This window comes from Enterobacter sp. MGH 16 (assembly GCF_000493175.1).
Lineage (GTDB): Bacteria > Pseudomonadota > Gammaproteobacteria > Enterobacterales > Enterobacteriaceae > Enterobacter > Enterobacter roggenkampii.
Window position 1 is genome coordinate 3,194,650 of sequence record NZ_KI535695.1, and the last position, 25,748, is coordinate 3,220,397.

A 25,748-nucleotide genomic window follows, 5' to 3' on the forward strand; every position below is an offset into this window, starting at 1 on the left:
TAAGCGCTAGCGCCACCGGGCTTTGTTACAGGTTTAACCGATCTTACGTTTTACGGTCTTCTTCGTTCCCGCTCCACCGTTCGAACGCTGATGCACAATCGGCGTGTGCTTGGTCAGCGCCGGGCGCGTATTGCGATTCTGGCGACGCGCTTCGCGCATCTCCTCCAGCGTCGGGGCCGGTACCAGACAGTCGCGGCGCGAGCCGATCAAGTGCTTTTTGCCCATCTCTTCCAGCGCCTGGCGGATCAGCGGCCAGTTGGCCGGATCGTGGTAGCGCAGCAGCGCTTTGTGCAGACGACGCTGTTTATCCCCTTTCGGCACCACCACGTCTTCACTCTTATAGCCAATCTTACTCAGCGGGTTCTTGCCGGTGTAGTACATGGTCGTCGAGTTGGCGAGCGGTGACGGATAGAAGTTCTGCACCTGATCCAGGCGGAAGCGGCGCTGCTTCAGCCACAGCGCCAGGTTCACCATGTCCTCATCACGCGTGCCCGGGTGGGCGGAGATGAAGTACGGGATCAGATACTGCTCTTTGCCCGCCTGCTTCGAGTAGGTGTCGAACAGCTGTTTAAAACGATCGTAGCTGCCCATGCCCGGCTTCATCATCTTCGACAGCGGGCCTTCTTCGGTGTGCTCCGGCGCAATCTTCAGATAGCCACCCACGTGGTGCGTCGCCAGCTCTTTGATGTAGCGCGGATCTTCCACGGCGATGTCATAACGCACCCCGGACGCGATGAGGATCTTCTTGATGCCCTTCAGATCGCGCGCGCGGCGGTAGAGGTTGATCGTCGGCTCGTGGTTGGTGTCCATGTGTTCACAAATGCTCGGATAGACGCAGGAGAGGCGACGACAGGTCTGTTCCGCGCGCGGTGATTTGCAGCGCAGCATATACATGTTGGCGGTTGGGCCGCCAAGATCGGAAATCACGCCGGTAAAGCCCGGCACGGAATCGCGGATGGCTTCGATCTCATTGATGATTGAATCTTCAGAGCGGCTCTGAATAATGCGCCCTTCGTGCTCGGTAATGGAGCAGAAGGAACAGCCACCGAAGCAGCCGCGCATGATATTGATCGAGAAGCGGATCATCTCATACGCCGGGATGCGGGCGTTGCCGTACGCCGGGTGCGGCACGCGCTTGTACGGCAGCGCAAAGACGCTGTCCATCTCTTCGGTGGAGAGCGGGATCGCTGGCGGGTTGATCCAGATAAAGCGCTCGCCGTGCTTCTGCATCAGCGCGCGGGCGCAGCCCGGGTTTGTTTCATGGTGCAGAATACGGGACGCGTGCGCGTAGAGCACCTTGTCGGCTTTCACCTTCTCGTAGGAGGGCAGCAGTACGTAGGTCTTTTCCCACGGCTTCGGACGCGGCGGCTGCACGACGATCGCCTTCGCTTCCGCCTTCTTTGGCTCTACCGGTTTGTTATCGGCACACGGCAGATCGTCGCCGTACGGATGTGGGATCGGGTCGATTTTGCCCGGCATATCGATGATGCGGGAATCTACCCCGCGCCAGCCCGGCAGCGCCTCTTTCACCATAATGGCGGTATTGCGCACGTCGCGGATGCTGCTCACCGGCTCGCCCTGCGACAGGCGGTGCGCCACTTCCACCAGCGGACGCTCGCCGTTTCCGTAAATCAGCATGTCGGCCTTGGAATCCACCAGCACCGAGCGGCGCACGGTATCTGACCAGTAGTCGTAGTGCGCGGTGCGGCGCAGGCTCGCCTCGATGCCGCCCAGGATCACCGGCACGTCTTTCCAGGCTTCTTTGCAGCGCTGGGTGTAGACGAGGGTTGCGCGGTCCGGACGTTTGCCCGCCACGTTATCCGGCGTGTAGGCGTCGTCATGGCGCAGCTTACGGTCGGCGGTATAGCGGTTGATCATCGAGTCCATGTTGCCTGCGGTCACACCGAAGAACAGGTTCGGTTTACCCAGACGCATAAAGTCGTCTTTGCTGTTCCAGTCGGGCTGGGAGATGATCCCCACGCGGAAGCCCTGCGCTTCGAGCATACGGCCACAGATGGCCATGCCGAAGCTCGGGTGGTCAACGTAGGCATCGCCCGTGACCAGAATGATATCGCAGCTGTCCCAGCCCAGTTGGTCCATCTCTTCCCGGGACATCGGCAGGAACGGCGCCGGTCCAAAGCAGGCCGCCCAGTACTGGGGCCAGGAGAAGAGGTCACGATCCGGCTGGATCAGGGAAATTGCGCTCATAATGCTTCCGAAGAAAAAATAAACAAAAGGAGCGGGATTATACGCTGTTCATCTGCCAGATTTGAAGAAAAGGATGCAGGAAGCAGGCAGATATTCACGGAAGTCGTTAAAATACGCCGCCCTGATAATTTTGGATCATAATATTCACTCTATTTTCCGGTGATTTGCCCCGGAATGCGTGTTTGTGCGGAGCTCAGTTGTGAAGCCCAACGATTCGTTACATGTCTCCCAGCTGCGGGTTGTCCTGCACCTCTGCGGTTTCCTTGTGCTGCTGTACAGCCTTTCCATGCTGCCGCCGATGGTTATCGCCCTGCTGAACAAAGAGCGGACCTACTTTGCCTTCCTGACCACTTTTTTAACCTTTTTTAGTCTCGGAGGCTTAACCTGGCGGGCAACCCGCCACGCCGGCATCCAGCTGCGCACCCGCGACGGTTTCGTGATTATCGTGCTGTTCTGGCTGCTTTTTTCATTGATTAGCGCCATGCCGCTCTGGATGGATGACGGGCTTCAGCTCTCCTTTGCTGACGCGCTCTTTGAAGGGGTTTCCGGGATCACCACTACCGGAGCGACGGTGATCGGGGACGTCAGCGCCCTGCCTAAGTCGTACCTGTATTACCGCGCTCAGCTGAATTTCATTGGCGGGTTAGGCGTCATCGTGCTGGCCGTCGCGGTCCTGCCGCTGCTGGGCATTGGCGGCATGAAGCTCTATCAGTCAGAGATGCCGGGGCCGTTCAAGGAGGAGCGTCTGACGCCCCGCCTTGCCGATACCGCGCGCACGCTGTGGGTGACCTACTTCGCGCTGGGCGTGGCCTGCACTCTGGCCTACTGGCTGGCGGGAATGTCCTTTTTTGACGCCGTCTGTCACGGGCTTTCGACCGTGTCACTGGGCGGCTTCTCCACCCGCAGCGAGAGCATTGGTTTTTATGACAGCCACGCAATCGAGCTGGTTGCCGGGGCGTTTTCGCTGCTCTCCGCGTTTAACTTCACCCTCTGGTACGTCGCCATTGTCCGACGCACCCTGAAGCCGATTCGTCGCAGCCCGGAGGTTAAATTCTTCCTGAGCGCCGCTGCGGCGATTATCCTCATCACCGCCTGGCAGGTCTGGCATGCAGGCATGTACAGCCCCACGGATAGCCTGGTGCACGCCTTCTTCCTTGCCAGTTCGATGATGACCGATAACGGCCTGTCGACCGCCGACTACGCCCAATGGCCCACCCACACCATCTTCCTGTTGTTGAGCACCAGCTTTTTTGGCGGCTGCGTAGGCTCGACCTGCGGCGGGATCAAAGCCCTGCGTTTTTTGATTATGTTCAAGCAGAGTATTCAGGAGATGAACCAGCTGGCGCATCCGCGCGCGCTGCTGAGCATTAAGGTGGGCAAAAGCGTGGTGAATGAACGCGTCCTGCGCTCGGTCTGGAGCTTCTTCTTTCTCTACGTGATGATCACGGGCTTTTTTGTCTGGGCGCTTAATCTGATGGGCTACGATCTGTTTACGTCATTCGCGACGGTCGCCGCCTGTATCAACAACATGGGGCTGGGATTTGGCGAGACGGCGTCGACGTTCGGCACGTTAACAGAAGGGGCTAAGCTGTTGATGTGCGCGGCGATGATCTTAGGGCGTCTGGAAATTTACCCGGTGCTGATTCTGTTCTCGCGCTTTTTCTGGCGGGCATAAACCATTCCCGGCGAACCGGGAATGTCAGAGATTATGGCGCGGGGTTGATCAGCATTTGCCCTACGGACCCCCTGTCCATCATCTCCAGCGTCTGGCTGTGGAACAGGAACGGGAAGTGCGGCCACGAAGGCTGGCCGTAGTAGACGAGCAGTTCAACCTGACCGTCCACCCAGACGGTGTCTTTCCAGCCGCGATCTTCCGGGAACGGCATCGCGCCGTTAACGTTGCGGATCAGGAAGCTTACCCCTTCAATATGGAAGGACTGCGGCATATCTGAACGCACCGTCCAGCGCTCCCAGGTGCCCTGCTGCGCGGTGATGTCGATACGGTTGACGTCCCACAGCGCACCGTTGATGCCCGGATCGTCGCCCAGGCTGATATCACGGCTGCGCACCGGGGAGCCGCTCATGATCTCCTGCGGCAGCAGGCGCATGGGCAGGCTATCGGTCACCAGCGGCAGCAGGCCGGTTGGACGCAGGGTCAGCACCAGGGTCGAGACAAGAATGCTCGACGGTTCAAAGAACCCGCGAATACGGTCAACAATGCTTGCCGCTTCGCCGCAGGTCACAGAGACTTCATCCCCGTTGGTCATATCAATGAGAATTTCGCGACGCTCACCCGGCGCGAGCGCCAGCTGTTTGACGGACACCGGTGCCGGTAAAAAACCCTGATCGCCGGAGATCACGTGCAGCGGACGGCCATCGCTCATTTGCAGCTGATAGCGGCGCGAGTTAGACGCGTTGAGCAGGCGCAGGCGCACCCAGCCACGGGACACTTCGACATACGGGCTCTGCGCGCCGTTAACCAGCAGCGTATCGCCAACGAAGCCACCGCTCCCCGGTTCGCTGTATTCCGGCGTACCGAAATTATCCAGACGTTTGTCCTGGATGATAATCGGGAAGTCATCCACGCCGTAGTGGTTCGGGATCGGCAGGGATTTGCTGACTTCATCTTCCACCAGCCACATGCCGGCCAGGCCGTTATAGACCTGCTGCGCCGTGCGGTTAGGCGTGTTGGCGTGATACCACAGGGTTGCCGCGCTCTGGCGAATCGGCAGAACGGGCGCCCAGTCGGCGCTGGGCGACATCATGCGCGCCGCGCCGCCAATCAGCGGGCCAGGCACCTGCAGGCCGCTGATGGTCATGGCGACATTTTCAGGGGTACGGTTACTGTAGATGAGCTTTACGTCATCGCCATTCCACACGCGTATGGTCGGCCCAAGGTAACGTCCGTTAATGCCCCAGACCGGCGCACGCGTCCCCTGGGTAAAGGACCAGTGGCTGCGCTGCAGCGTCAGGAAAAGCGGCTGGCCGCGACGGGATTCAATGAGTGGCGGAATAGGCAGCGGCTGTTGCTGCCCGGCGGCGCTGGCTGTCAGCGGCATCGCACCCGCACAAAGGGCGATCCCCGAAGCCTGAATAAACTGACGCCGACTGAGTGACATATAAGCTCCATCTGAAACGACTAACAACGCGGGAATTCGTTTTCCCTTCAACGCCGGGTTAGATCTTACCGGCGGCTTCTCTCTCTGCGACTTCTTTGTCGAGCAGCGCAATATGCTCAGCCATCAGATCACGGCAGTGCGCTGCCAGCTCGCGCACCTGATCTTTACCGTATTTGCTGGTATCGACGGGTGGCAGCATTTCGACAATCACCAGCCCGTTATTCAGGCGGTTAAGATTAATCTTATTCGAAGTATTGGAAACGCACACAGGAATAATTGGAACACCTGCCGCAATTGCGGCATGAAACGCACCGGTTTTAAACGGCAGCAGGCCGCGGCCGCGGCTGCGCGTCCCTTCCGGGAACATCCAGATTGAGATCCTGCGCTTTTTAAAATGATTCACCACTTCTGCAATGGTGCCGTGCGCTTTTGCACGGTTATTACGGTCAATCAGCAGGTTACCGGTAAGCCAGTACAGCTGACCAAAAAACGGGATCCACAGCAGGCTTTTTTTGCCCACCGTCACGGTCGGTGGAAGCACGATATTGGAGGCCGTCACCATATCGTAGTTGTTCTGATGGTTGGCGATATAAATGGCGTTACCGAAATTCTCCGCTCCTTCCGGCAGGCGTTTTTCAACTTTCAGACCAAACAGCGGCGCAAGACGCCCGAACATATGGCCAAAGGTGGCGACATGCTTCGGATTACGCGGGCTGAACAGGCAATAAATAGAGCCGAAAATACAGACCAGAATACAGTAGATAACGGTAAGAATAAGACGAACAATATATAGCATAGCGACCTCTGAAGCCCTGACAGCTGACAATTATACTTCACCTGTGGCCAGGTAAGGACTTTATTACGAGCGCGTATTGTTAATCGCAACGCACGAATTAACAACGATTTTACGGGAAATTTTATTGAAATTCCCCCTCCGGACAGAGGGGGATATCATGACATTACTCTTCGCTGTCACCCGCCGCGCTGCGTGCAGGAGAGTCAATCTCCACGCGGTCGATACGCTGCAGGCCGCGCATCAGCGAGCCGCGGCGACCGCGCTCGCCCACCACCTTCTGCAGCTCTTCCGGACGAAGCTTGATTTTGCGCTTGCCGACGTGAATGGTCAGCGTGCTCTGCGGCGGCAGCAGGAAGAGGTGCGCCAGGCCATCTTCGCCTTTCGCGGCCTCCGCCGACGGGATGTTGATGATCTTGTTGCCCTTGCCTTTTGACAGCTCCGGCAGATCGCTGACCGGGAACATCAGCATACGTCCGGCGGTGGTGATCGCCAGCAGCATGTCGCTTTCGTTCTCGATCACCAGCGGTGCCATTACGTGAGCGTTGTCCGGCAGGCTAATCAGCGCCTTACCGGCACGGTTGCGGGAAACCAGATCGTTGAAGGTACAGATAAAACCGTAGCCCGCGTCAGACGCCAGCAGCAGCTTCTGGTCATCGGCTTCCATCAGCATATGGTCAACCGTCGCGCCCGGCGGCAGCGTCAGCTTGCCGGTCAGCGGTTCACCCTGCCCGCGCGCGGAAGGCAGCGTGATCGGGTCGATGGCATAGCTGCGACCGGTGGAGTCGATAAACGCCACCGGCTGGTTGCTCTTGCCTTTCACCGCCGCTTTGAAGCTGTCGCCCGCTTTGTAGCTGAGCCCCGGCGCGTCGATATCGTGGCCTTTGGCGCTGCGCACCCAGCCGCTCTGCGACAGGACAATGGTCACCGGCTCGGACGGCTGCATGTCGTGCTCGTTCATCGCCTTCGCTTCTTCGCGCTCGTGCAGCGGAGAACGACGGTCGTCACCAAACGCGTCGGCATCAGCCTGCAGCTCTTTCTTCAGCAGGTTATTCATCTTGCGTTCGGACGCGAGGATCGCCTGCAGCTGATCGCGCTCTTTTTCCAGCTCGTTCTGCTCGCCGCGGATCTTCATCTCTTCCAGTTTGGCGAGATGGCGCAGCTTCAGCTCGAGGATCGCTTCGGCCTGGGTTTCGCTGATGCCAAAGCGCGACATCAGGGCGGGCTTCGGCTCGTCCTCGGTACGGATGATCTCAATCACCTCGTCGATATTGAGGAACGCCACCAGCAAACCTTCGAGGATATGCAGGCGCTTAAGCACTTTCTCCAGACGATGGTTCAGACGACGGCGTACCGTATCGCGGCGGAACGTCAGCCATTCGGTGAGGATCTCCAGCAGGTTTTTCACCGCCGGGCGTCCGTCGAGGCCGATCATGTTCAGGTTAATGCGGTAGCTTTTTTCCAGATCCGTGGTGGCGAACAGGTGGTTCATCACCTGCTCCATGTCCACGCGGTTAGAACGCGGCACGATCACCAGACGGGTCGGGTTCTCGTGGTCAGATTCGTCACGCAGGTCGTCCACCATCGGCAGCTTTTTATTGCGCATCTGGGAGGCGATCTGCTCCAGCACTTTGGCACCGGAAACCTGATGCGGCAGCGCGGTGATCACCACGGCGCCGTCTTCTTTATTCCACACCGCGCGCATGCGCACGGAGCCGCGACCGTTCTGGTAGATTTTGCGGATTTCCGCACGCGAGGTGATGATTTCGGCTTCGGTCGGGAAGTCCGGGCCCTGCACGATATCCAGCAGATCGTCGAGCGAGGTTTTCGGCTGCTCAATCAGGGTGATGGCGGCTTTCGCCACTTCACGCAGGTTGTGCGGCGGAATGTCCGTCGCCATACCGACCGCAATCCCGGTGGTGCCGTTCAGCAGGATGTTCGGCAGACGCGCGGGCAGCATCTTCGGCTCCTGCAGCGTACCGTCGAAGTTCGGTACCCAGTCAACGGTCCCCTGCCCCAGCTCGCCCAGCAGCACTTCGGCATATTTAGAGAGGCGGGACTCGGTATAACGCATCGCCGCGAAGGATTTTGGGTCGTCCGGCGCCCCCCAGTTCCCTTGACCATCCACCAGCGGGTAACGGTAAGAGAACGGCTGCGCCATCAGCACCATCGCTTCATAACAGGCGCTGTCGCCGTGCGGATGGTATTTACCCAGTACGTCACCGACGGTACGGGCGGATTTCTTGAACTTGGCGGTGGCATTCAGCCCCAGTTCGGACATCGCATACACGATGCGGCGCTGTACGGGCTTCAGGCCATCCCCGATAAACGGCAACGCCCTGTCCATGATGACGTACATGGAGTAGTTCAGGTAGGCGTTTTCCGTGAATTCATGTAGCGCGAGGCGCTCTGCCATATCGCTCATTACGTGTGATTCCTCAACTCAGAAACCGAAGGGTTTCAGGCAATATTGCCGCAGATACTACCCTATCTGACGAGTTGAGTCACAAAGAAAAAGGGCCGCTTATGCGGCCCTTTTCGGGTTATTTGTTCAGCTTAATGACCTGCTTCACGTCGATTTCAAAATCGTTCCACTCTTTATCGACCTTGCCCTGGATTTCCACTTTATCCTGCGGGGTGACGGTCACGCCGTTCCAGCGCTTGTGGTCAATTTCCACGTTCACCGTGCCGGTCTCATCGCGGAAGGTGTAGCGGTCATCGGACAGGCGCTGGGTGATGTTCCCGCGCAGCTTCACCCAGCTGTCGTCCTTCATCTCTTTTACCTTCACCGCGGTGGTGAGGTTGGCGTCGTTATCGACAAAACCGCCTGCCTGCGTTTGGGTCTGGGTCTGTGCGGCTGACGGGCCGTTAAATCCGCCCTGCGCGGCAAAAACGGGGGCAGTGGTCATCATCATGATGGCGGCAATAGCAGCGAATTTTTTCATATTAACTCTCCCTTTAATCTGGTTTCGCAGTCCATTAAACAGGGTAATCCTTAACAACTTCTTAAGGGAAAAATTTATTTATTATTGCTGTACAGCAGGCGCTTACAGAGGGTTTACTGACGACATCAAGGAGGGAATATGCGCATTTTACTGGTAGAAGACGACACGTTAATCGGCGACGGTATCAGGGCGGGTTTAAGCAAAATGGGCTTTAGCGTGGACTGGTTTACCGACGGCAAAACCGGTCAGGCCGCGCTCGCGTCTGCGCCCTACGATGCCGTGGTGCTGGATCTGACGCTGCCGGAAATCGACGGTCTGGACATCCTGCGCGCGTGGCGCGAAAGCGGGCACAGCGAGCCGGTATTGATCCTGACCGCGCGGGATGCGCTTAACCAGCGCGTGGAAGGGCTGCGTCTTGGCGCGGATGATTATCTCTGCAAGCCGTTCGCGCTGATTGAAGTGGGTGCCCGCCTCGAGGCGCTGGTCCGCCGCAGCCACGGCCAGACGCATAGCGAGCTACGCCACGGCAAGGTCACGCTCGATCCGACCCGTCTCGTCGCCACGCTGGACGGTGAACCGCTGACGCTGAAGCCGAAAGAGTTCGCGCTGCTGGAACTGCTGATGCGCAATGCAGGCCGCGTGCTCCCTCGCAAGACGATTGAGGAAAAACTGTATACCTGGGACGACGACGTCTCCAGCAACGCGGTAGAAGTCCACGTTCATCATCTGCGCCGCAAGCTTGGCAGCGAGTTTATCCGCACCGTGCACGGCATCGGCTATACCCTGGGTGACGCATGAAGCTGACGCAACGCCTGAGCCTGAAGCTGCGCCTGACGCTCCTCTTTTTAGCGCTCTCTCTGACGGCATGGTTTGCCGCCAGCCTGGTGGCCTGGCAGCAGACCACCCACAAGCTGGATAAGCTCTTCGACACGCAGCAGATGCTGTTTGCCAAACGGCTGCTGACGATGGATCTTGACGAGATCCGCGCCCCCGAACGGATGCGCGAGCTCCCGAAAAAAGTGAAGCATGGCCGTCTCGATGACGACGCGCTGGCTTTCGCCATTTACGCCGTCGACGGCAAAATGCTGCTAAACGACGGCGAGAACGGGCGCGATATTCCGTACCACTATCGCCGCGACGGATTTGCTAACGGGCAGCTCCAGGATGATAACGACGAATGGCGTTTCCTGTGGCTGACCTCACCCGACGGGAAGTACCGCGTGGTGGTCGGCCAGGAGTGGGAGTACCGCCAGGATATGGCGCTGGACGTGGTCAGCTCGCAGCTCACGCCCTGGCTGGTAGCGCTGCCCGTGATGCTGCTCTTGCTGATTCTCCTCCTGAGCCGGGAGCTGAGGCCGCTGAAAAAGCTGGCGCAGACCCTGCGCTCCCGCTCGCCGGATGCGACCGAGGCGCTTGTGCTTCAGGGTGTGCCCACGGAAGTGCGCCCCCTGCTCGACGCGCTGAATCACCTCTTCGCACGTGCCCAGGAGATGATGACCCGCGAGCGCCGCTTTACGTCCGATGCCGCCCACGAGCTGCGCAGCCCGCTGGCGGCCCTGAAGGTGCAAACTGACGTGGCGCAGCTCTCGCAGGACGATCCGCAGGCGCGGGAAAAAGCGCAGGCACAGCTGCATGCGGGAATCGACCGAGCTTCCCGGCTGGTGGACCAACTCCTCACGCTGTCGCGTCTGGACTCGCTGGATAACCTGGACGATGTCGAACCGATAACGCTTGCCGATTTACTGCAGTCGGCGGTGCTGGATATCTGGCATCCGGCGCAGCATGCAGGGATTGATATTCGCCTCATCAACCATGCCCCGCAGGTCAAACGTCAAGGGCAGCCCCTGCTGCTCAGCCTGCTGGTGCGCAATCTGCTGGACAACGCCATCCGCTACAGTCCGCGCGGCAGCGTGGTGGACGTGACGCTGGACGCGCGTAGCTTTAGCGTGCGCGACAACGGTCCCGGCGTTGACCCCGAGGTGCTGGCGCGCATCGGCGAGCGTTTTTATCGTCCACCGGGCCAGAACGCCACGGGCAGCGGGCTGGGGCTCTCTATCGTCAGGCGCATTGCCGCGCTGCACGGGATGCGCGTCTCGCTGAGCAATGCGGCGGAAGGCGGCTTTGAGGTGAAGGTCAGCTGGTAGCGGATTATTGCATCTCCAGCAAAAGACTTTGCACATTTTGCTCATTTTTCCGCTCCGTCCTCGCGCGTAGAATACCCGGCATACTCTCATCGTCGAGGACAAATAATGAGCAACATCCTGATTATCAACGGTGCAAAAGAATTTGCGCACTCTAAAGGCCAGCTGAATGACACCCTGACCGAGGTCGCGGACGGTTTCCTGCGCGACGCCGGGCATGATGTTAAGGTCGTGCGTGCAGACAGCCACTACGACGTGAAAGCCGAAGTGCAGAACTTCCTGTGGGCTGACGTGGTGATCTGGCAGATGCCAGGCTGGTGGATGGGCGCGCCGTGGACCGTGAAAAAATACATGGACGACGTGTTCACCGAAGGTCATGGCTCGCTGTATGCCAGCGATGGGCGCACCCGCTCTGACGCGTCCAAAAAATACGGTTCAGGCGGCCTGATTCAGGGCAAAAAATATATGCTATCACTGACCTGGAACGCCCCGCTGGAAGCCTTCACCGAGAAAGATCAGTTCTTCGAGGGCGTGGGCGTGGACGGCGCGTACCTGCCGTTCCACAAGGCGAATCAGTTCCTGGGCATGGATCCGCTGCCGACCTTTATCGTTAACGACGTGATTAAAATGCCTGATGTCCCGCGCTATATCGCAGAATATCGCAAGCATCTCGCGGAAATTTTTGCTTAACTGGTAGCCTGGAATTAAAGGAGTAGTAAACATGCTTACCGTTATCGCAGAAATCCGTACTCGTCCAGGTCAACATCACCGCCAGGCGGTGCTGGATCAGTTCGCGAAAATCATCCCGACCGTACTGAAAGAAGAAGGCTGCCACGGCTACGCGCCGATGGTGGATGCCGCCACTGATGCCAGCTTCCAGGCGACCGCGCCGGACTCGATCATCATGGTTGAGCAGTGGGAAACCGTCGCGCATCTTGAAGCGCATCTGCAGACCGCGCACATGAAAGCGTGGAGCGACGCGGTGAAGGGCGACGTGCTGGAAACCCACATCCGCATCCTGGAGCAAGGGGTTTAAGTTCGTGGAATTTGCCGGGTGGCACTGCGTTTACCCGGCCAACAAAACCTGAACCGTAGGCCCGGTAAGCGCTAGCGCCACCGGGCTTTGTTGTTTTTAGCTGCTTTTCTTCCCTGGCTTTAACCCGCGATGGAGCTCATTGATGCGCTTCATTGACTTAATGGTGCGCTGCGGCTCGGTGGCGGCGACGGACAAAATGATCATCTCCAGACAGAGCAGCACCGTGCCGTGGAGCGGGATTTTACCCTTTTCGCCGCCGCGCGGAACGTGGATCACCACGCTGGCCTCCTTACTGAAACGCGAATCAAGGGCGTTGGTCAGCAGGATGGTGGGAATGCCCAGACGTTTTGCTTCACGCAGGGTGGTTTGCCCTTCCCGGTGCGCGGATTTCTGCGCCATCATCACCAGCACGTCACCGCGCTGAAGCGCAATCAGCTGTTCGGCAAGCCCGATCCCGGTACGGTTGAGCGGCGTGGCGGGTAACCCCATACGGCTGAACAGCCTGGCAGTGTACTCGGCCAGAATGCCGGAGGCGCCAATGCCAAATATGGCAACCTGCCTTGCCTGCGCCAGCAGTGAGACCGCCTGCGCCATCGCGTAGCGGTTGTGGGGCTCGGATAACACCTCGCAGGTGTGCTGATGTCCCTCCAGCACGAAATCAATGCTCGCGTTGACGTCGCTGGCGAGCGTGTTCACCGTGGTGGACATCTTTTCGCTGGAGGTGACCACCGGGCCAAACCACTGCTCCAGCGTCTGCTTGAGATCGCGCAGCCCGGCGAACCCCAGCGCCTGTATGGCGCGGACCACCGTGGCATCCGAGGTTTTCACTACGGCGGCAATCTCCATGGCGGTCTGCTCCATCACCGCTTCGCGGTTGTCATGGATATAGCGTGCGACCTGCAGCAGACGCGGCGTCAGCTGATGCGCCCGCGCGCGAAAGCGGTCGCCATAGACATCCACGCGCCCCTTCTCTTTGCGGATCACCGTGAGGCCTCCGGCAGCGGACGCCCGGCAATCTGTGACTGCACCTGCGCGGCCATCAGCCCTAAAGACGCGAACGAATTCGAGATCGCCTCTTCACGCGAGATCAGCACGTAGTGCCCGCTCCGGCAGGCATTCAGGAACTGACACCAGCCCGGCATCACCGCCTCCATCGCTGCCAGCTCGTCCTGCGGTTTACCGCCCGTATCCCCGCGCCAGGTAGCAAAGACGAAATCGGCATCCAGCTCCGGCAGGCGCTCGGCGCTGACGTCGATGCGCCCCCCTTCCGGGATGGACTCAATCAGTGGCGGGAATTTGAATCCGGCGTCGCGCAGAACGCGGCCCAGCGAGTGGTAGCTGTGCATGGCGTTGATTTTCCCCTGATTGGCCTGAATCACCGATACGGTGATTTTGCGCGTGTCGATGGTCGCCTTCAGCGCCTTGATTTGCTCCTGATATCGCCGCTCCAGAACCTTGAGCCGCGCCTGCGTTCCTGTCAGCTGAGCCAGCTTGCGGTAGATTTCCGGCGCGCCGCCGTCGAGATGATCGATGCTCACCGTCGGGGCAATTTTCGCTAATTGTTCCACCGGCGTGTTGCGGGTCGGCTCGGTAACGATCAGGTCAGGTTTGGCGGCGGCGATGGCTTCGATGTCAATATCCGCCGTGCCGATAAATTTGATATCGGAATTATCGAAGTCGACGCCGGTTAACATGCCGCTGGAGCGCAGAAAATGGCTGCCGTCCGGCCGCGTGCGGCCATGGCTCGCCACCGGCGGCACGCCAAGCTCAATCAGCGGAATGGTAATATCCAGATCGTGTAAGGAGACAATCCGTTTCGGGTGCACCGGCACCACCACCTTTCGGTTCAGATCGTCAGTAAAGATCTGCGTCGGCTCCGCCGCGCTCACCGCGAACCCCACCAGCAACAGCATCGAAAACAGTACGCGCATCATAATCCCCTAAAATCTGTCCCGGCGCTGCCAGAGCAGCAGCAGGAAAAACGGTCCGCCAATCAATGAAATGACAATTCCCGCCGGCAGCTGCAGCGGGAGGAATGCCAGACGTCCGACGTTATCCGCCAGCAGCACCAGCAGCGCGCCCAGCACGGCGCTTCCCGTCAGGAGCGCGGTCTGACCACCGCGCAGCAGCAGGCGCGCCATATGCGGGGCAATCAGCCCCACAAAGCCAATGCTGCCCACGCAGGAGACGCAGGCCGCCGTCAGCACTACCGGGGCGAGAACCCGCAGCAGTGCCAGCCGGGTTGTGCGCACGCCAAGGCCCGCGGCGGCCTGATTGCCGAGCAGCGCCACGTCCGCTGCCCGCGCGGTAAAGAGCAGCAGCGCAAACGCGGGGGCAGCCCAGAGCGCGGCCAGCCCTACCAGCGTCCAGTTTGCCGCGTGCAGGCTGCCCGCCAGCCACAGCATCGCCGTCTGCACGTCGCGCACGTCGGCGGTGGTCATAAAGACGCCCATTGCCGCGGCAAACGCCCACGACACGCCGATGCCGATCAAAATGAACCGCGGGCGCGAGATATCGCGCGCGAGGACGATCACCAGCAGCGCGGTCAGCAGCCCGCCGGCCATGCCAATCAGCGGACGCCAGGCCAGGCTCAGCGCCGGGAACTGAAAAATCAGCAACAGTACCGCCGCGCTACAGCCCTCCTTCACGCCGATAAGCCCCGGGTCAGCCAGTCCGTTGCGGGTGATGGACTGCATCGCCGCCCCCGCCATGCCGAGCATCGCGCCGCACAGCACCGCCATCAGCAGGCGCGGCAGGCGGATATCCATCACGACGTAGCGCGTCTCCGCCGTCAATGTTTCAGGCGAAAACAGCGCCCGCCCGATGGCAGAGTCGGGAATGGGCAGAGAACCGTGCGTCAGGCCAAAGCCCAGCAGGCCTAGCGCCATCAACGCGAAAAGCGACAGGTACGCCAGCGCCTTCGGGCGAACCAGCGCCGACAGGCGACCAACACGGATCGCGCGGAGTCCGGCCCGGTTCATTTGAACATCCTCGAGGCCATAAGGATGAACACGGGCGCGCCGACAAGGGCCGTCATGATGCCGGTTGCCAGCTCCCAGGGGGTAAACAGCGTGCGGGCAGCGATATCCGCCAGCAGCAGCACCAGCGCGCCGCACAGGGCCGACAGCGGCACCATCACGCGCAAATCGACCGACACCAGACGGCGGATGAGCTGCGGCACCACAAGGCCGATAAAGCCAATCGGTCCGGCGAGGGAGACGGCCGCGCCGCAGAGCAGCGCAATGGCCAGCAGGGCAAGGAGGCGGGTTTTCAGCAGCGACACGCCAAGCCCCTGCGCCATTCTGTCGCCCAGCGCCAGCATGTTGAGTGAGGGCGACAGCCCGATAGCAAGAACAAAACCAGCGGCTGCCGCCCACAGGGCGCTCTGGAGCATCTGCGCGTTGATCCCGGCGATATCACCCGCCAGCCAGGTGCGCAGAGAGAGTAGCGTCTGTTCATCCAGGATTAACACCGCGGCGGTAATCGACGAGGCAAACGCCGACATCGCCACGCCGCACAGGGTGACCTTCATCGGCGTGAGCCCGGTGCGACCGGTCGAGGAGAACATCAGCACCAGCAGAAACAGCGCGGCGGCACCGGCGGCGGCAATCAGCGGACGACCAAACGGCAGCGAAAGCCCAAGCGCGCTGGTCACCACCACCGCGAGCGCTGCCCCGGCGTTGAGCCCCAGAATATGCGGCTCGCCGAGCGGGTTGCGGATCACGGACTGCAGCAGCACGCCCGCCACGCCGAGCGCGGCGCCGGTAACCATTGCGGCGCAGAGGCGCAGCAGCCGTAGTCTGATGATGATGTTATGGTCGAAATTGCGCGGGTCGAAGTGAAAGAATGCCTCCACTACCGTTTGCGGGGCGATAAAGCGTGCACCGATCCCCAGATGAGCAATCGCCCCCATTGCCAACAGCAGGGTGAAAATCAGGAAAGCCAGAGAGATGCGCATCATGGCTTCTGAATGCTCTGGCGAAACGGCATAAAGAACGGTTTGCCGGTCAAGGGGTTGATGGACATATGCACGTCCACATCAAACACCGCTTTGATCAGCTCCGGCGTGCAGGCGTCGCCTTCATGTAGCACCCCCTCGACTTTTCCCTGGCGTAAAAAGACCAGGGAATCACCGTAGTTCACGGCAAAGTTGAGATCGTGCAGCACCACCACGACGGTACGCCCGTGCTGGCGGGTCAGGGCGTGCAGCAGTTCCAGGATCTCCACCTGGTAGCGAAGATCGAGGAACGTGGTGGGTTCATCCAGCAGGATATACGGCGTTTGCTGCGCCAGCGCCATGGCGATCCAGCAGCGCTGACGCTGGCCGCCGGATAAGCTTTCCACCGGCATATGGGCAAACGCTGCCGTGCCGGTCAGGCGCAGGGCCTCTTCCACCGCCAGTTCGTCCTCGTCGCTCCACTGGCGCATAACGTTTTGCCAGGGAAAGCGCCCGCGCGAGACCAGCTCAAAAACGGTTAACCCTTCCGGGAGCAGCGGGGACTGCGGGAGAATACCAAGCTGGCGGGCGACGGCTTTGGTCGGCTGCTCGTGGATCGCCTTGCCGTCGAGAACCGCCGCGCCGCCAAGCGGCTGGAGCAGCCGCGCAATGGTGCTCAACAGCGTGGATTTCCCGCAGCCGTTTGCGCCCACCAGAACGGTTATTTTCTGCTGGGGGATCGCAAGAGAGATATCATCAACGATGATTTTTTTCTGATAGCCCGCAGAGAGGTTCTCCAGAACCAGTCCCGGTTGTTTTGTGTTGTGAGCCACGTGAACGCCAACGTAATAAAAAAGCGCAACAAATATAAATAAAAATCATTCTCTTTTGAGAGTTTGACGCCACGCCATGTAGTAGTCAAGAGAAGAAACACCCTGAAAAAACCAGGGGTAACGGAGCGTTACCGTGCAGACCACAAAATTAATAAATCATTATTTTTCAATTAAATAATTAATTACCCTTGTACTTTCCCGTTGCGTTTCATGCATGTAGCCGATTTTTATCATTTTTCATTTACTACTACATTCCCGCATGATTGAATGATTCTCAATTACATGTTCGATGCCGATTCTGGCTAACGAGCAGAGCATAAAAGGGCAATGACTCACACATTCTTCCGTGAAGGTGATTCACGGATATTTTGGGATAACAGATGTAATGGCTACGTTCACACCTTCACTCTCTGGGGTAAAAGGGCGCGCGCTCTTTTCACTGCTGTTTATGGCGCCGCTGGCCCAGGCGGCGGACACCACCGCGGCTAAAGACGGCGAAACGCTTACCGTCACTGCCGATCCAAATACGCCGGCGGAAGCCACCAACGGCTACCAGCCGCTGAACACCTCCACCGCAACGCTGACCAACATGCCGATGCTGGATATCCCGCAGGTGGTGAATACCGTCAGCGATAAAGTGCTGGAGGATCAGCACGCCACCACGCTGGATGAGGCGCTCTATAACGTTAGCAACGTGGTCCAGACGAATACCCTCGGCGGTACGCAGGATGCCTTCGTGCGCCGCGGGTTTGGCGCGAACCGGGACGGCTCGATCATGACCAACGGCCTGCGCACCGTCCTGCCGCGCAGCTTTAACGCCGCCACCGAGCGCGTGGAGGTGCTTAAAGGCCCGGCCTCAACGCTGTATGGCATTCTCGATCCGGGCGGCCTGATTAACGTCGTCACCAAACGCCCGGAGAAAACCTTCGGTGGTTCTCTGTCCGCCACCTCCTCCAGCTTTGGCGGCGGCACCGGACAGGTCGATGTGACCGGCCCGATCGACGGCACGCGTCTGGCGTATCGCCTCACGGGTGAGTATCAGGACGAAGATTACTGGCGTAATTTTGGCAACGAACGCAGCACCTTTATCGCCCCGTCGCTCACCTGGTTCGGCGATGATGCCACCGTGACCGCGCTCTATTCGCATCGCGACTATAAGACGCCGTTCGATCGCGGAACGATCTTCGATCTCAACACCAAAAAGGCCGTTGATGTCGATCGTAAAACCCGATTTGACGAGCCGTTTAACGTGACCGATGGTCAGTCCGATCTGGCGCAGCTGAACGCGGAGTATCGCCTCAACAGCCAGTGGACCGCGAAGTTCGACTACAGCTACAGCCAGGACAAATACAGCGATAACCAGGCCCGCGTGATGGCCTACGATGCAAAAACCGGCAACCTGACCCGCCGCGTGGATGCGACCCAGGGCTCGACCCAGCGCATGCACAGCACCCGCGCGGATCTGCAGGGGAATGTCGATATTGCAGGCTTTTACAATGAGATCCTGAGCGGCGTATCGTATGAGAATTACGATTTGCTGCGTACGGACATGATGCGCTGTAAGAACGTCAAAGGTTTCAACATCTACCATCCGGTTTACGGCAAACTCAACAAGTGTACAACCGTCTCCGCCGCAGACAGCGACCAGACGCTCAAGCAGGAGAGTTATTCGGCCTACGCGCAGGATGCCCTGTACCTGACGGATAAGTGGATCGCCGTCGCCGGGATGCGCTATCAGTATTACACCCAGTACGCGGGCAAAGGTCGTCCGTTCAACGTCAACACCGACAGCCGCGACGAACAGTGGACGCCAAAGCTGGGGCTGGTTTACAAGCTCACGCCATCCGTCTCGCTGTTTGCCAACTACTCGCAGACGTTTATGCCGCAGTCGTCCATTGCAAGTTACATTGGCGACCTGCCGCCGGAAACCTCAAACGCCTACGAAGTGGGCGCGAAGTTCGACCTGTTCGACGGCGTTACCGCCAATATCGCGCTGTTTGATATCCACAAACGCAACGTGCTGTACAACGAAAGCGTGGGAGGTGAAACCATCGCCAAAACGGCGGGCCGCGTGCGATCCCAGGGCGTGGAGGTGGATCTTGCCGGGTCACTGACCGAGAACACCAATATTATCGCCAGCTACGGCTACACCGACGCGAAGGTGCTGGAAGACCCGGACTACGCGGGCAAACCGCTGCCGAACGTGCCGCGCCACACCGGCTCCCTGTTCCTGACGTACGATATTCACAATGTGTTTGCCGGGAATACCCTGACGCTGGGCGGTGGCGGACACGGCGTGAGCCGTCGTTCAGCGACCAACGGCGCGGATTATTATCTGCCGGGCTATTTTGTGGCGGATGCCTTTGCGGCCTATAAGATGAAGCTGCAGTATCCGGTGACGCTGCAGGTGAACGTGAAGAACCTGTTTGATAAGACCTACTACACCTCGTCCATTGCGACCAACAACCTGGGCAACCAGATTGGCGACCCTCGCGAAGTGCAGTTTACGGTGAAGATGGAGTTTTGATGTAAAAAAGCCCGGTGGCGCTAATGCTTACCGGGCCTGCGATCCATTCCCTCTCCCTGCGGGAGAGGGTTAGGGTGAGGGCATCAAGCCTCAATATCCGCCATATCGCCTTTCTCCTGCAGCCAGTTACGACGGTCTTCCGAACGTTTCTTGGCAAGGAGCATATCCATCATGGCGTTGGTCTGCTGTTCGTCTTCATCGCTGATCGTCAGCTGCACCAGACGGCGCGTGTTCGGATCCAGCGTCGTTTCGCGCAGCTGCATCGGGTTCATCTCGCCCAGCCCTTTAAAGCGCTGCACGTTCGGTTTGCCCTTCTTGCGCTTCAGCTGTTCCAGCACGCCCGCTTTCTCTTCTTCCGTCAGGGCGTAGTAAACCTCTTTGCCGAGGTCGATACGGTATAGCGGCGGCAGCGCCACGTAGACGTGACCGTTTTTCACCAGCGTACGGAAGTGCTTCACAAACAGCGCGCACAGCAGCGTGGCGATGTGCAGACCATCGGAGTCCGCATCCGCGAGAATGCAGATCTTGCCGTAGCGCAGCTGGCTCAGATCGTCGCTGTCCGGATCGATGCCGATCGCGACCGAGATATCGTGGACTTCCTGCGAGGCCAGCACTTCATCAGACGAGACTTCCCAGGTGTTCAGGATCTTACCCTTGAGCGGCATGATCGCCTGATATTCACGATCGCGCGCCTGCTTGGCCGACCCGCCCGCCGAGTCCCCTTCCACGAGGAACAGCTCGGTGCGGTTGAGATCCTGCGCGGTACAGTCTGCCAGCTTGCCCGGCAGCGCAGGGCCGCTGGTCAACTTTTTACGCACCACTTTTTTCGCCGCACGCAGACGACGCTGGGCGCTGGAGATCGCCATTTCGGCCAGCATCTCCGCCGCCTGAACGTTCTGGTTCAGCCACAGGGTAAAGGCATCTTTCACCACACCGGAGACGAACGCCGCACACTGGCGTGACGACAGACGTTCTTTGGTCTGACCGGCAAACTGCGGATCCTGCATCTTCACGGAGAGCACGTAGGCGCAGCGGTCCCAGATATCTTCCGCCGACAGCTTCACGCCGCGCGGCAGGATATTACGGTATTCGCAGAATTCGCGCATCGCATCCAGCAGCCCCTGACGCAGGCCGTTGACGTGGGTCCCGCCGAGCATAGTGGGGATCAGGTTAACGTAGCTTTCGGTCAGCAGCTCGCCGCCTTCCGGCAGCCACAGCAGCGCCCAGTCCACCGCTTCGGTATCGCCACTAAAGTTGCCGACGAACGGTTTTTCCGGCAGCGTTGGCAGGCCGTTTACCGCTTCGCACAGGTAGTCGTTCAGGCCATCGGCGTAGCACCAGGTCTGCTCGGTATTGTTAACGTGATCTTTAAAGGTGATTTCCACGCCCGGGCAAAGCACCGCTTTGGCTTTCAGCAGGTGCGTCAGGCGGGATACGGAAAAGCGCGGGCTGTCGAAGAAACTCTCGTCAGGCCAGAAGTGGACGCTGGTGCCGGTGTTGCGTTTGCCGCACGTGCCGACAACCTGCAGATCCTGCACCTTCTCGCCGTTTTCAAACGCGATGTTGTACACCTGGCCGTCGCGACGGACGTTCACTTCCACGCGTTTGGACAGGGCGTTGACGACGGAAATCCCCACGCCGTGCAGGCCACCGGAGAACTGGTAGTTTTTGTTGGAGAACTTACCGCCCGCATGCAGACGACAGAGGATCAGCTCAACGGCCGGAACGCCCTCTTCCGGGTGGATATCCACCGGCATGCCGCGCCCGTCGTCAATAACTTCCAGCGACTGATCGGCATGCAGGATGACGTCAACGCGTTTGGCATGGCCCGCCAGCGCTTCGTCCACACTGTTATCAATAACTTCCTGGCCCAGATGGTTTGGGCGCGTCGTATCGGTGTACATCCCCGGGCGGCGGCGAACCGGCTCAAGCCCGGTGAGGACCTCAATGGCATCAGCGTTATAGGTTTGCGTCATGATTTAAACTAGCAATTCGCATTGATTGTCAGTGGCTGTGCAGTCCAAGAAAATCGACAATCTGGGTGAAATGATTCTCAAAGCCCGTGAAAGCATGGTTTCCGCCCTCTTCTATAGTCTGGCGGCAGGAGGCGTAATACGCCACTGCCTGGCGGTAATCCAGCACTTCATCACCCGTCTGCTGCAGCAGCCAGATGAGATCCGGCGCCTCGAGCGGGTCGACCTGCATAACTTTGAGATCGTAAATATGGCGTGACTCTAGCACATATTGCTGGCCGGTGTAGGGGTTCTCGTTTTCGCCAAGAAAGTCCCGCAGCAGCTCAAATGGCCGTACCGCCGGATTAACCACCACGGCGGGCAGCATAAAGCATTGCGAGAGCCAGGTGGCGTAATATCCCCCCAGCGATGAACCGACCACACCAAAGGTTTCGCCGCCGTGCGCAAGCACGATGGATTCCAGCATTTCCGCGGCTTCTGCCGGGTAAGGCGGCAGCTGTGGGATAATCATCTCAACGTCAGGGTGATGCTCGCTCAGCCACTGGCGAAACTGTGTCGCTTTTGCGGAGCGCGGCGAACTGTTAAATCCGTGCAGATAAAGGAGCGTAGACATCAATAGCCTTCTGAAGCGGTGTCCGGGCGGAACTGTGCGCCGGTCAAACGGCAGACTTCCGTGGTCAGCGTGCCGTCGGGATGCAGTTCCAGCCAGCGCCAGCCTGGCGCGATGGTATCCAGCGTAAAGTTGGCGCAGTGCGGCTTAAACTGAACGCAGGTCGACGGCGTTGCCAGCATGCGGCGTCCGTTCCAGTCGAGATCCTGCTCCTGGTGAATATGCCCACACAGCAGATTTTTCACCCGCGGGAACTTCGCCAGCACGCGATCCAGCGCGGCGGAGTTGCGCAGGCTGTGCTGATCGAGCCAGCTGCAGCCCGCTGGCAGAGGATGATGATGAAGCAACAGCAGCGTGTGGCGTTCAGGTTCAGCCGCCAGTTTGGTCTCCAGCCAGTCGAGCTGAAACTCGCTTAACTCACCGTGCGGGACGCCGAACACCTGGCTGTCCAGCAGCAGGATCTGCCACTGTTCACCCGCAAAAACACATTTCGCCGGAGAAATCCCCGCATCCTGGAGAGAACTGTACATGGCGGGCTGAAAATCGTGGTTACCCGGCAGCCAGACGCAGGGCGCGCTAAAGCTCGCGATGCCTTCAGCAAAATGCTGGTAGGCCGCGGAAGATTGGTCCTGCGCCAGATCGCCCGTTGCGACAATCAGATCGCATGCACGGTTTTCAGCGTGAATGGCGCTCAGTACCGCCTGATAACTCTCCCAGGTATTCACCCCCAGCAGCGTTTCATGCTTTTCGGCAAAAAGGTGGGTATCGGTGATTTGTAATATCCTGACTGGCGCCCCACCAGCAACAGTCAGGTTCAACAGGCTTTCCAAATGGTGTCCTTAGGTAGGTTTATGACGCTAACAAACCGGAATCGCCATTGCTCCATGTGCTAAACAATACCTTAGCCAGTCGGCTAAAAACTGGTTAATTTGATGCTTTTCGTCGCGTTGATGCAACTTTTTATTCGGGTAATCATACCGCGCCTTGAAGCGAAAGATCTGCTGGCTTGAACACACTTCAGCGACCATCGCGTCGTGATAGAGGCGTACCGTCATCGACGGCAGGCTCCAGTAGCTAATGCTGGGTGCCGTTTGCTCAATCTCCACCAGCGTAGTGTAGCGCGTTGATTCTGTTATCGTTAATCGATACTGCGCGTTGCTCACCTGATAGCTTACCGTTTCGCCGGGTGCGTCGTTTCTCGGCAGCAGGCGGCGCAATTGTGCAAAATTGGTTTCGCACAGGCGCATCATTTCTGGGAAGTCAGGCGTATAGCGCTTCATTTTTTCCACTCGTTTCGTAATGTCTGATAATGCAGCTGCAGCCATTGCAGGGCGATGACAGACGCTGCGTTGTCGATTTTCCCCTCTTCTACCCACTGATAAGCCTGTTCCCGGCTCACCACATGAACCCGAATATCTTCGTTTTCATCAGCCAGACCGTGAATGCCTTCTGCGGTCGTGGCGTCCACTTCGCCCACCATAATGGATAAGCGTTCGCTGGTGCCACCCGGACTCGCCAGATAGCTCAACACCGGTTTGGTGCGGCCCACCACCAGCCCCGCCTCTTCCAGCGCCTCGCGCCGGGCGACGTCTTCAACCGTCTCGCCTTCTTCGATCATCCCGGCCACCATCTCCAGGAGCCACGGGCTCTCACTGACGTCATAAGCGGCGATGCGGATTTGCTCCACCAGCACGACTTCGTCACGCACTGGGTCAAAGGGTAGCAAGACTGCCGCATGCCCGCGCTCAAAAATTTCGCGTCTGATTTCGCCGCTCATTTCACCGTTAAACAGGCGATGCCTGAAACGGTAAAGATCCATTGAAAAAAAACCGCTATAAAGCGTTTCTCGTGCAATAATTTCTACATCGTTTTTGGCGAATGTCACGGGCAACTTTTCTGGTTTTTGCATGAGTCGAGTCCTGGTAGCAATGGTGATGAAATTGTGAATTTCAAGGCTGTTTGGCTGCCGTTTGTAAGGCTATATGATAGATTGGTGCAAATTACCGCCAGATGGCACGTAACGCCAACCTTTTGGTGTGGATGATTCTGTTAGAATCGGCAATTATTTTTTAATTAGATCAGCGCTAATACTGCTTCACAACAAGGAATGCAAATGAAGAAATTGCTCCCCATCCTTATCGGCCTGAGCCTGACGGGCTTCAGTGCAATGAGCCAGGCGGAAAACCTGTTACAGGTCTACCAGCAGGCACGTCTGGGCAACCCTGATTTACGTAAATCAGCGGCCGATCGTGATGCTGCGTTTGAAAAGATTAACGAAGCGCGTAGCCCCTTGCTGCCACAGTTAGGGTTAGGTGCAGATTATACCTACAGCAACGGTTTCCGCGACGCTAACGGCGTAAACTCCAATGCTACCAGTGCCTCACTGCAATTAACACAGACGCTGTTTGATATGTCCAAATGGCGTGCCCTGACCCTGCAGGAAAAGAGCGCGGGCATCCAGGATGTGACCTATCAGACCGACCAGCAGACGCTGATCCTGAACACAGCTACGGCGTACTTCAACGTGCTGAGCGCCATTGACGCGCTCTCCTACACCGAAGCGCAGAAACAGGCCATTTACCGTCAGTTAGATCAAACCACCCAGCGCTTCAACGTGGGTCTGGTGGCGATCACCGACGTGCAGAACGCCCGTTCACAGTACGACACCGTGCTGGCTAACGAAGTGACCGCGCGTAACAACCTCGACAACGCGCTGGAATCCCTGCGCCAGGTGACCGGGAACTACTATCCTGAGCTGGCCTCCCTGAACGTCGACAGCTTCAAAACGGATAAGCCGCAGGCCGTTAACGCCCTGCTGAAAGAGGCGGAAAACCGCAACCTGACGTTGCTGCAGGCGCGTCTGAACCAGGACCTGGCCCGCGAGCAAATTCGTCAGGCGCAGGACGGCCATCTGCCAACCCTGAGCCTGAGCGCCTCTACCGGCGTTTCTGACACCACCTACAGTGGCTCTAAAACCAATTCTGCCCAGTATGACGACAGCAATATGGGTCAGAACAAAGTGGGCCTGAGCTTCTCCCTGCCGCTGTATCAGGGCGGTCAGGTTAACTCCCAGGTGAAACAGGCGCAGTACAACTTTGTTGGCGCGAGCGAGCAGCTGGAAAGCGCCCATCGTAACGTGGTGCAGACCGTACGTTCATCCTTCAACAACGTGAACGCCTCAATCAGCAGCATCAACGCCTATAAACAGGCAGTTGTGTCTGCACAGAGCTCCCTGGACGCGATGGAAGCGGGTTACTCGGTCGGTACACGTACTATCGTTGACGTGCTCGACGCCACCACCACGCTGTACAACGCGAAGCAGCAGCTCTCCAGCGCGCGTTATCAGTACCTGATTAACCAGCTGAACATTAAGCAGGCTCTGGGTACGCTGAACGAGCAAGACCTGCAGATGCTGAACAGCGCACTGGGCAAGCCGGTCTCCACCTCTCCGGACAGCGTTGCACCGGAGAACCCGGAGCAGGTTGCCGCGGTTGATAACTTCAACGCTAACAGCAACACCCCTGCTGCACAGCCTGCTGCCGCGCGCACCACAGCGCCTGCCAGCAAGGGCAACAATCCGTTCCGTAACTAAGCATTGCCCGATGGCGCTTCGCTTATCGGGCCTA

General features: G+C 58.7%; 22 protein-coding genes. 7 read left to right on the forward strand and 15 right to left on the reverse strand.

Going from position 1 to position 25,748, the window contains the following annotated elements; genetic code table 11:
- Positions 1-33: 33 nt before the first annotated feature.
- Positions 34-2,208 (reverse strand): YgiQ family radical SAM protein, encoded by a 2,175-nt coding sequence (locus L362_RS07890; RefSeq protein ID WP_023344923.1) that lies wholly within the window; start codon positions 2,206-2,208, stop codon positions 34-36.
- A gap of 199 nt (positions 2,209-2,407) precedes the next feature.
- Here L362_RS07890 and L362_RS07885 point away from each other — a divergent pair, with 199 nt between their 5' ends.
- The gene (locus L362_RS07885; protein WP_023344924.1) at positions 2,408-3,883 is read left to right on the forward strand and encodes a TrkH family potassium uptake protein; all 1,476 of its coding nucleotides are present in this window, start codon (positions 2,408-2,410) and stop codon (positions 3,881-3,883) included.
- A gap of 31 nt (positions 3,884-3,914) precedes the next feature.
- On the opposite strand, the gene ftsP is transcribed toward L362_RS07885, so the two are convergent.
- From ftsP to L362_RS07865, 4 genes are all read right to left on the reverse strand, one after another.
- Entirely contained in the window at positions 3,915-5,327 is a 1,413-nt protein-coding gene (gene ftsP, locus L362_RS07880; protein ID WP_008502991.1) for a cell division protein FtsP, read from the reverse strand.
- Positions 5,328-5,385: 58 nt separating this feature from the next.
- Complete coding sequence (plsC, locus tag L362_RS07875) at positions 5,386-6,123, reverse strand: 1-acylglycerol-3-phosphate O-acyltransferase (protein ID WP_008502990.1); 738 nt, start codon at positions 6,121-6,123, stop codon at positions 5,386-5,388.
- A gap of 163 nt (positions 6,124-6,286) precedes the next feature.
- On the reverse strand, positions 6,287-8,545 hold the full coding sequence (gene parC, locus L362_RS07870) for a DNA topoisomerase IV subunit A (protein WP_023344925.1): 2,259 nt from the start codon (positions 8,543-8,545) through the stop codon (positions 6,287-6,289).
- Between the two features lie 118 nt (positions 8,546-8,663).
- Positions 8,664-9,065, reverse strand: a complete 402-nt coding sequence (locus tag L362_RS07865) for a YgiW/YdeI family stress tolerance OB fold protein (RefSeq protein ID WP_023344926.1) — start codon at positions 9,063-9,065, stop codon at positions 8,664-8,666.
- 138 nt (positions 9,066-9,203) lie between these two features.
- Between L362_RS07865 and qseB the strand changes: the two genes are divergently transcribed.
- The 4 genes from qseB to L362_RS07845 all read left to right on the forward strand — a co-directional run bounded on the left by qseB (position 9,204) and on the right by L362_RS07845 (position 12,242).
- On the forward strand, positions 9,204-9,863 hold the full coding sequence (gene qseB, locus L362_RS07860; RefSeq protein ID WP_023294563.1) for a quorum sensing response regulator transcription factor QseB: 660 nt from the start codon (positions 9,204-9,206) through the stop codon (positions 9,861-9,863).
- Positions 9,860-11,209, forward strand: a complete 1,350-nt coding sequence (qseC, locus tag L362_RS07855; RefSeq protein ID WP_023344927.1) for a quorum sensing histidine kinase QseC — start codon at positions 9,860-9,862, stop codon at positions 11,207-11,209. The genes qseB and qseC overlap by 4 nt, the downstream gene beginning before the upstream one ends.
- 105 nt (positions 11,210-11,314) lie before the next feature.
- The gene (locus tag L362_RS07850; protein WP_014833281.1) at positions 11,315-11,896 is read left to right on the forward strand and encodes an NAD(P)H-dependent oxidoreductase; all 582 of its coding nucleotides are present in this window, start codon (positions 11,315-11,317) and stop codon (positions 11,894-11,896) included.
- 31 nt (positions 11,897-11,927) lie between these two features.
- A complete protein-coding gene (locus L362_RS07845; protein WP_008502984.1) occupies positions 11,928-12,242 on the forward strand; it encodes a putative quinol monooxygenase in 315 nt (104 codons plus the stop codon).
- A gap of 96 nt (positions 12,243-12,338) precedes the next feature.
- On the opposite strand, the gene L362_RS07840 is transcribed toward L362_RS07845, so the two are convergent.
- From L362_RS07840 to L362_RS07820, 5 genes are read right to left on the reverse strand one after another with little or no spacing between them, the layout of a single operon-like run.
- Entirely contained in the window at positions 12,339-13,226 is an 888-nt protein-coding gene (locus L362_RS07840) for a MurR/RpiR family transcriptional regulator (protein ID WP_023344928.1), read from the reverse strand.
- A complete protein-coding gene (locus L362_RS07835; RefSeq protein WP_032638039.1) occupies positions 13,223-14,173 on the reverse strand; it encodes an iron-siderophore ABC transporter substrate-binding protein in 951 nt (316 codons plus the stop codon). The genes L362_RS07840 and L362_RS07835 overlap by 4 nt, the downstream gene beginning before the upstream one ends.
- A 9-nt stretch (positions 14,174-14,182) precedes the next feature.
- On the reverse strand, positions 14,183-15,223 hold the full coding sequence (locus L362_RS07830) for a FecCD family ABC transporter permease (RefSeq protein WP_023344930.1): 1,041 nt from the start codon (positions 15,221-15,223) through the stop codon (positions 14,183-14,185).
- The gene (locus L362_RS07825; RefSeq protein WP_023344931.1) at positions 15,220-16,203 is read right to left on the reverse strand and encodes a FecCD family ABC transporter permease; all 984 of its coding nucleotides are present in this window, start codon (positions 16,201-16,203) and stop codon (positions 15,220-15,222) included. Before L362_RS07825 ends, L362_RS07830 begins: the two co-directional genes overlap by 4 nt.
- Positions 16,200-17,012 carry an ABC transporter ATP-binding protein gene (locus L362_RS07820; protein ID WP_023344932.1) on the reverse strand — a complete coding sequence of 271 codons (813 nt, stop codon included), beginning with the start codon at positions 17,010-17,012 and terminating at the stop codon, positions 16,200-16,202. Before L362_RS07820 ends, L362_RS07825 begins: the two co-directional genes overlap by 4 nt.
- A gap of 385 nt (positions 17,013-17,397) precedes the next feature.
- Between L362_RS07820 and L362_RS07815 the strand changes: the two genes are divergently transcribed.
- Entirely contained in the window at positions 17,398-19,539 is a 2,142-nt protein-coding gene (locus L362_RS07815) for a TonB-dependent siderophore receptor (protein ID WP_023344933.1), read from the forward strand.
- A gap of 83 nt (positions 19,540-19,622) precedes the next feature.
- Here L362_RS07815 and parE read toward each other — a convergent pair whose 3' ends face one another.
- Genes parE through nudF form a run of 5 tightly spaced genes read right to left on the reverse strand, consistent with a single transcriptional unit; the run spans position 19,623 to position 24,031 of the window.
- Positions 19,623-21,515 carry a DNA topoisomerase IV subunit B gene (gene parE, locus L362_RS07810; protein WP_008502977.1) on the reverse strand — a complete coding sequence of 631 codons (1,893 nt, stop codon included), beginning with the start codon at positions 21,513-21,515 and terminating at the stop codon, positions 19,623-19,625.
- A gap of 28 nt (positions 21,516-21,543) precedes the next feature.
- Positions 21,544-22,125, reverse strand: a complete 582-nt coding sequence (yqiA, locus tag L362_RS07805; RefSeq protein WP_008502976.1) for an esterase YqiA — start codon at positions 22,123-22,125, stop codon at positions 21,544-21,546.
- On the reverse strand, positions 22,125-22,952 hold the full coding sequence (gene cpdA / locus L362_RS07800; protein WP_008502975.1) for a 3',5'-cyclic-AMP phosphodiesterase: 828 nt from the start codon (positions 22,950-22,952) through the stop codon (positions 22,125-22,127). The genes yqiA and cpdA overlap by 1 nt, the downstream gene beginning before the upstream one ends.
- A 27-nt stretch (positions 22,953-22,979) precedes the next feature.
- Positions 22,980-23,402 carry a DUF1249 family protein gene (locus L362_RS07795; RefSeq protein WP_003862516.1) on the reverse strand — a complete coding sequence of 141 codons (423 nt, stop codon included), beginning with the start codon at positions 23,400-23,402 and terminating at the stop codon, positions 22,980-22,982.
- Entirely contained in the window at positions 23,399-24,031 is a 633-nt protein-coding gene (gene nudF / locus L362_RS07790) for an ADP-ribose diphosphatase (RefSeq protein ID WP_008502974.1), read from the reverse strand. Before nudF ends, L362_RS07795 begins: the two co-directional genes overlap by 4 nt.
- 204 nt (positions 24,032-24,235) lie before the next feature.
- On the opposite strand from nudF, the gene tolC reads away from it, so the two are divergent.
- A complete protein-coding gene (gene tolC, locus L362_RS07785) occupies positions 24,236-25,714 on the forward strand; it encodes an outer membrane channel protein TolC (protein WP_023344934.1) in 1,479 nt (492 codons plus the stop codon).
- The last annotated feature ends 34 nt before the right edge of the window (positions 25,715-25,748 follow it).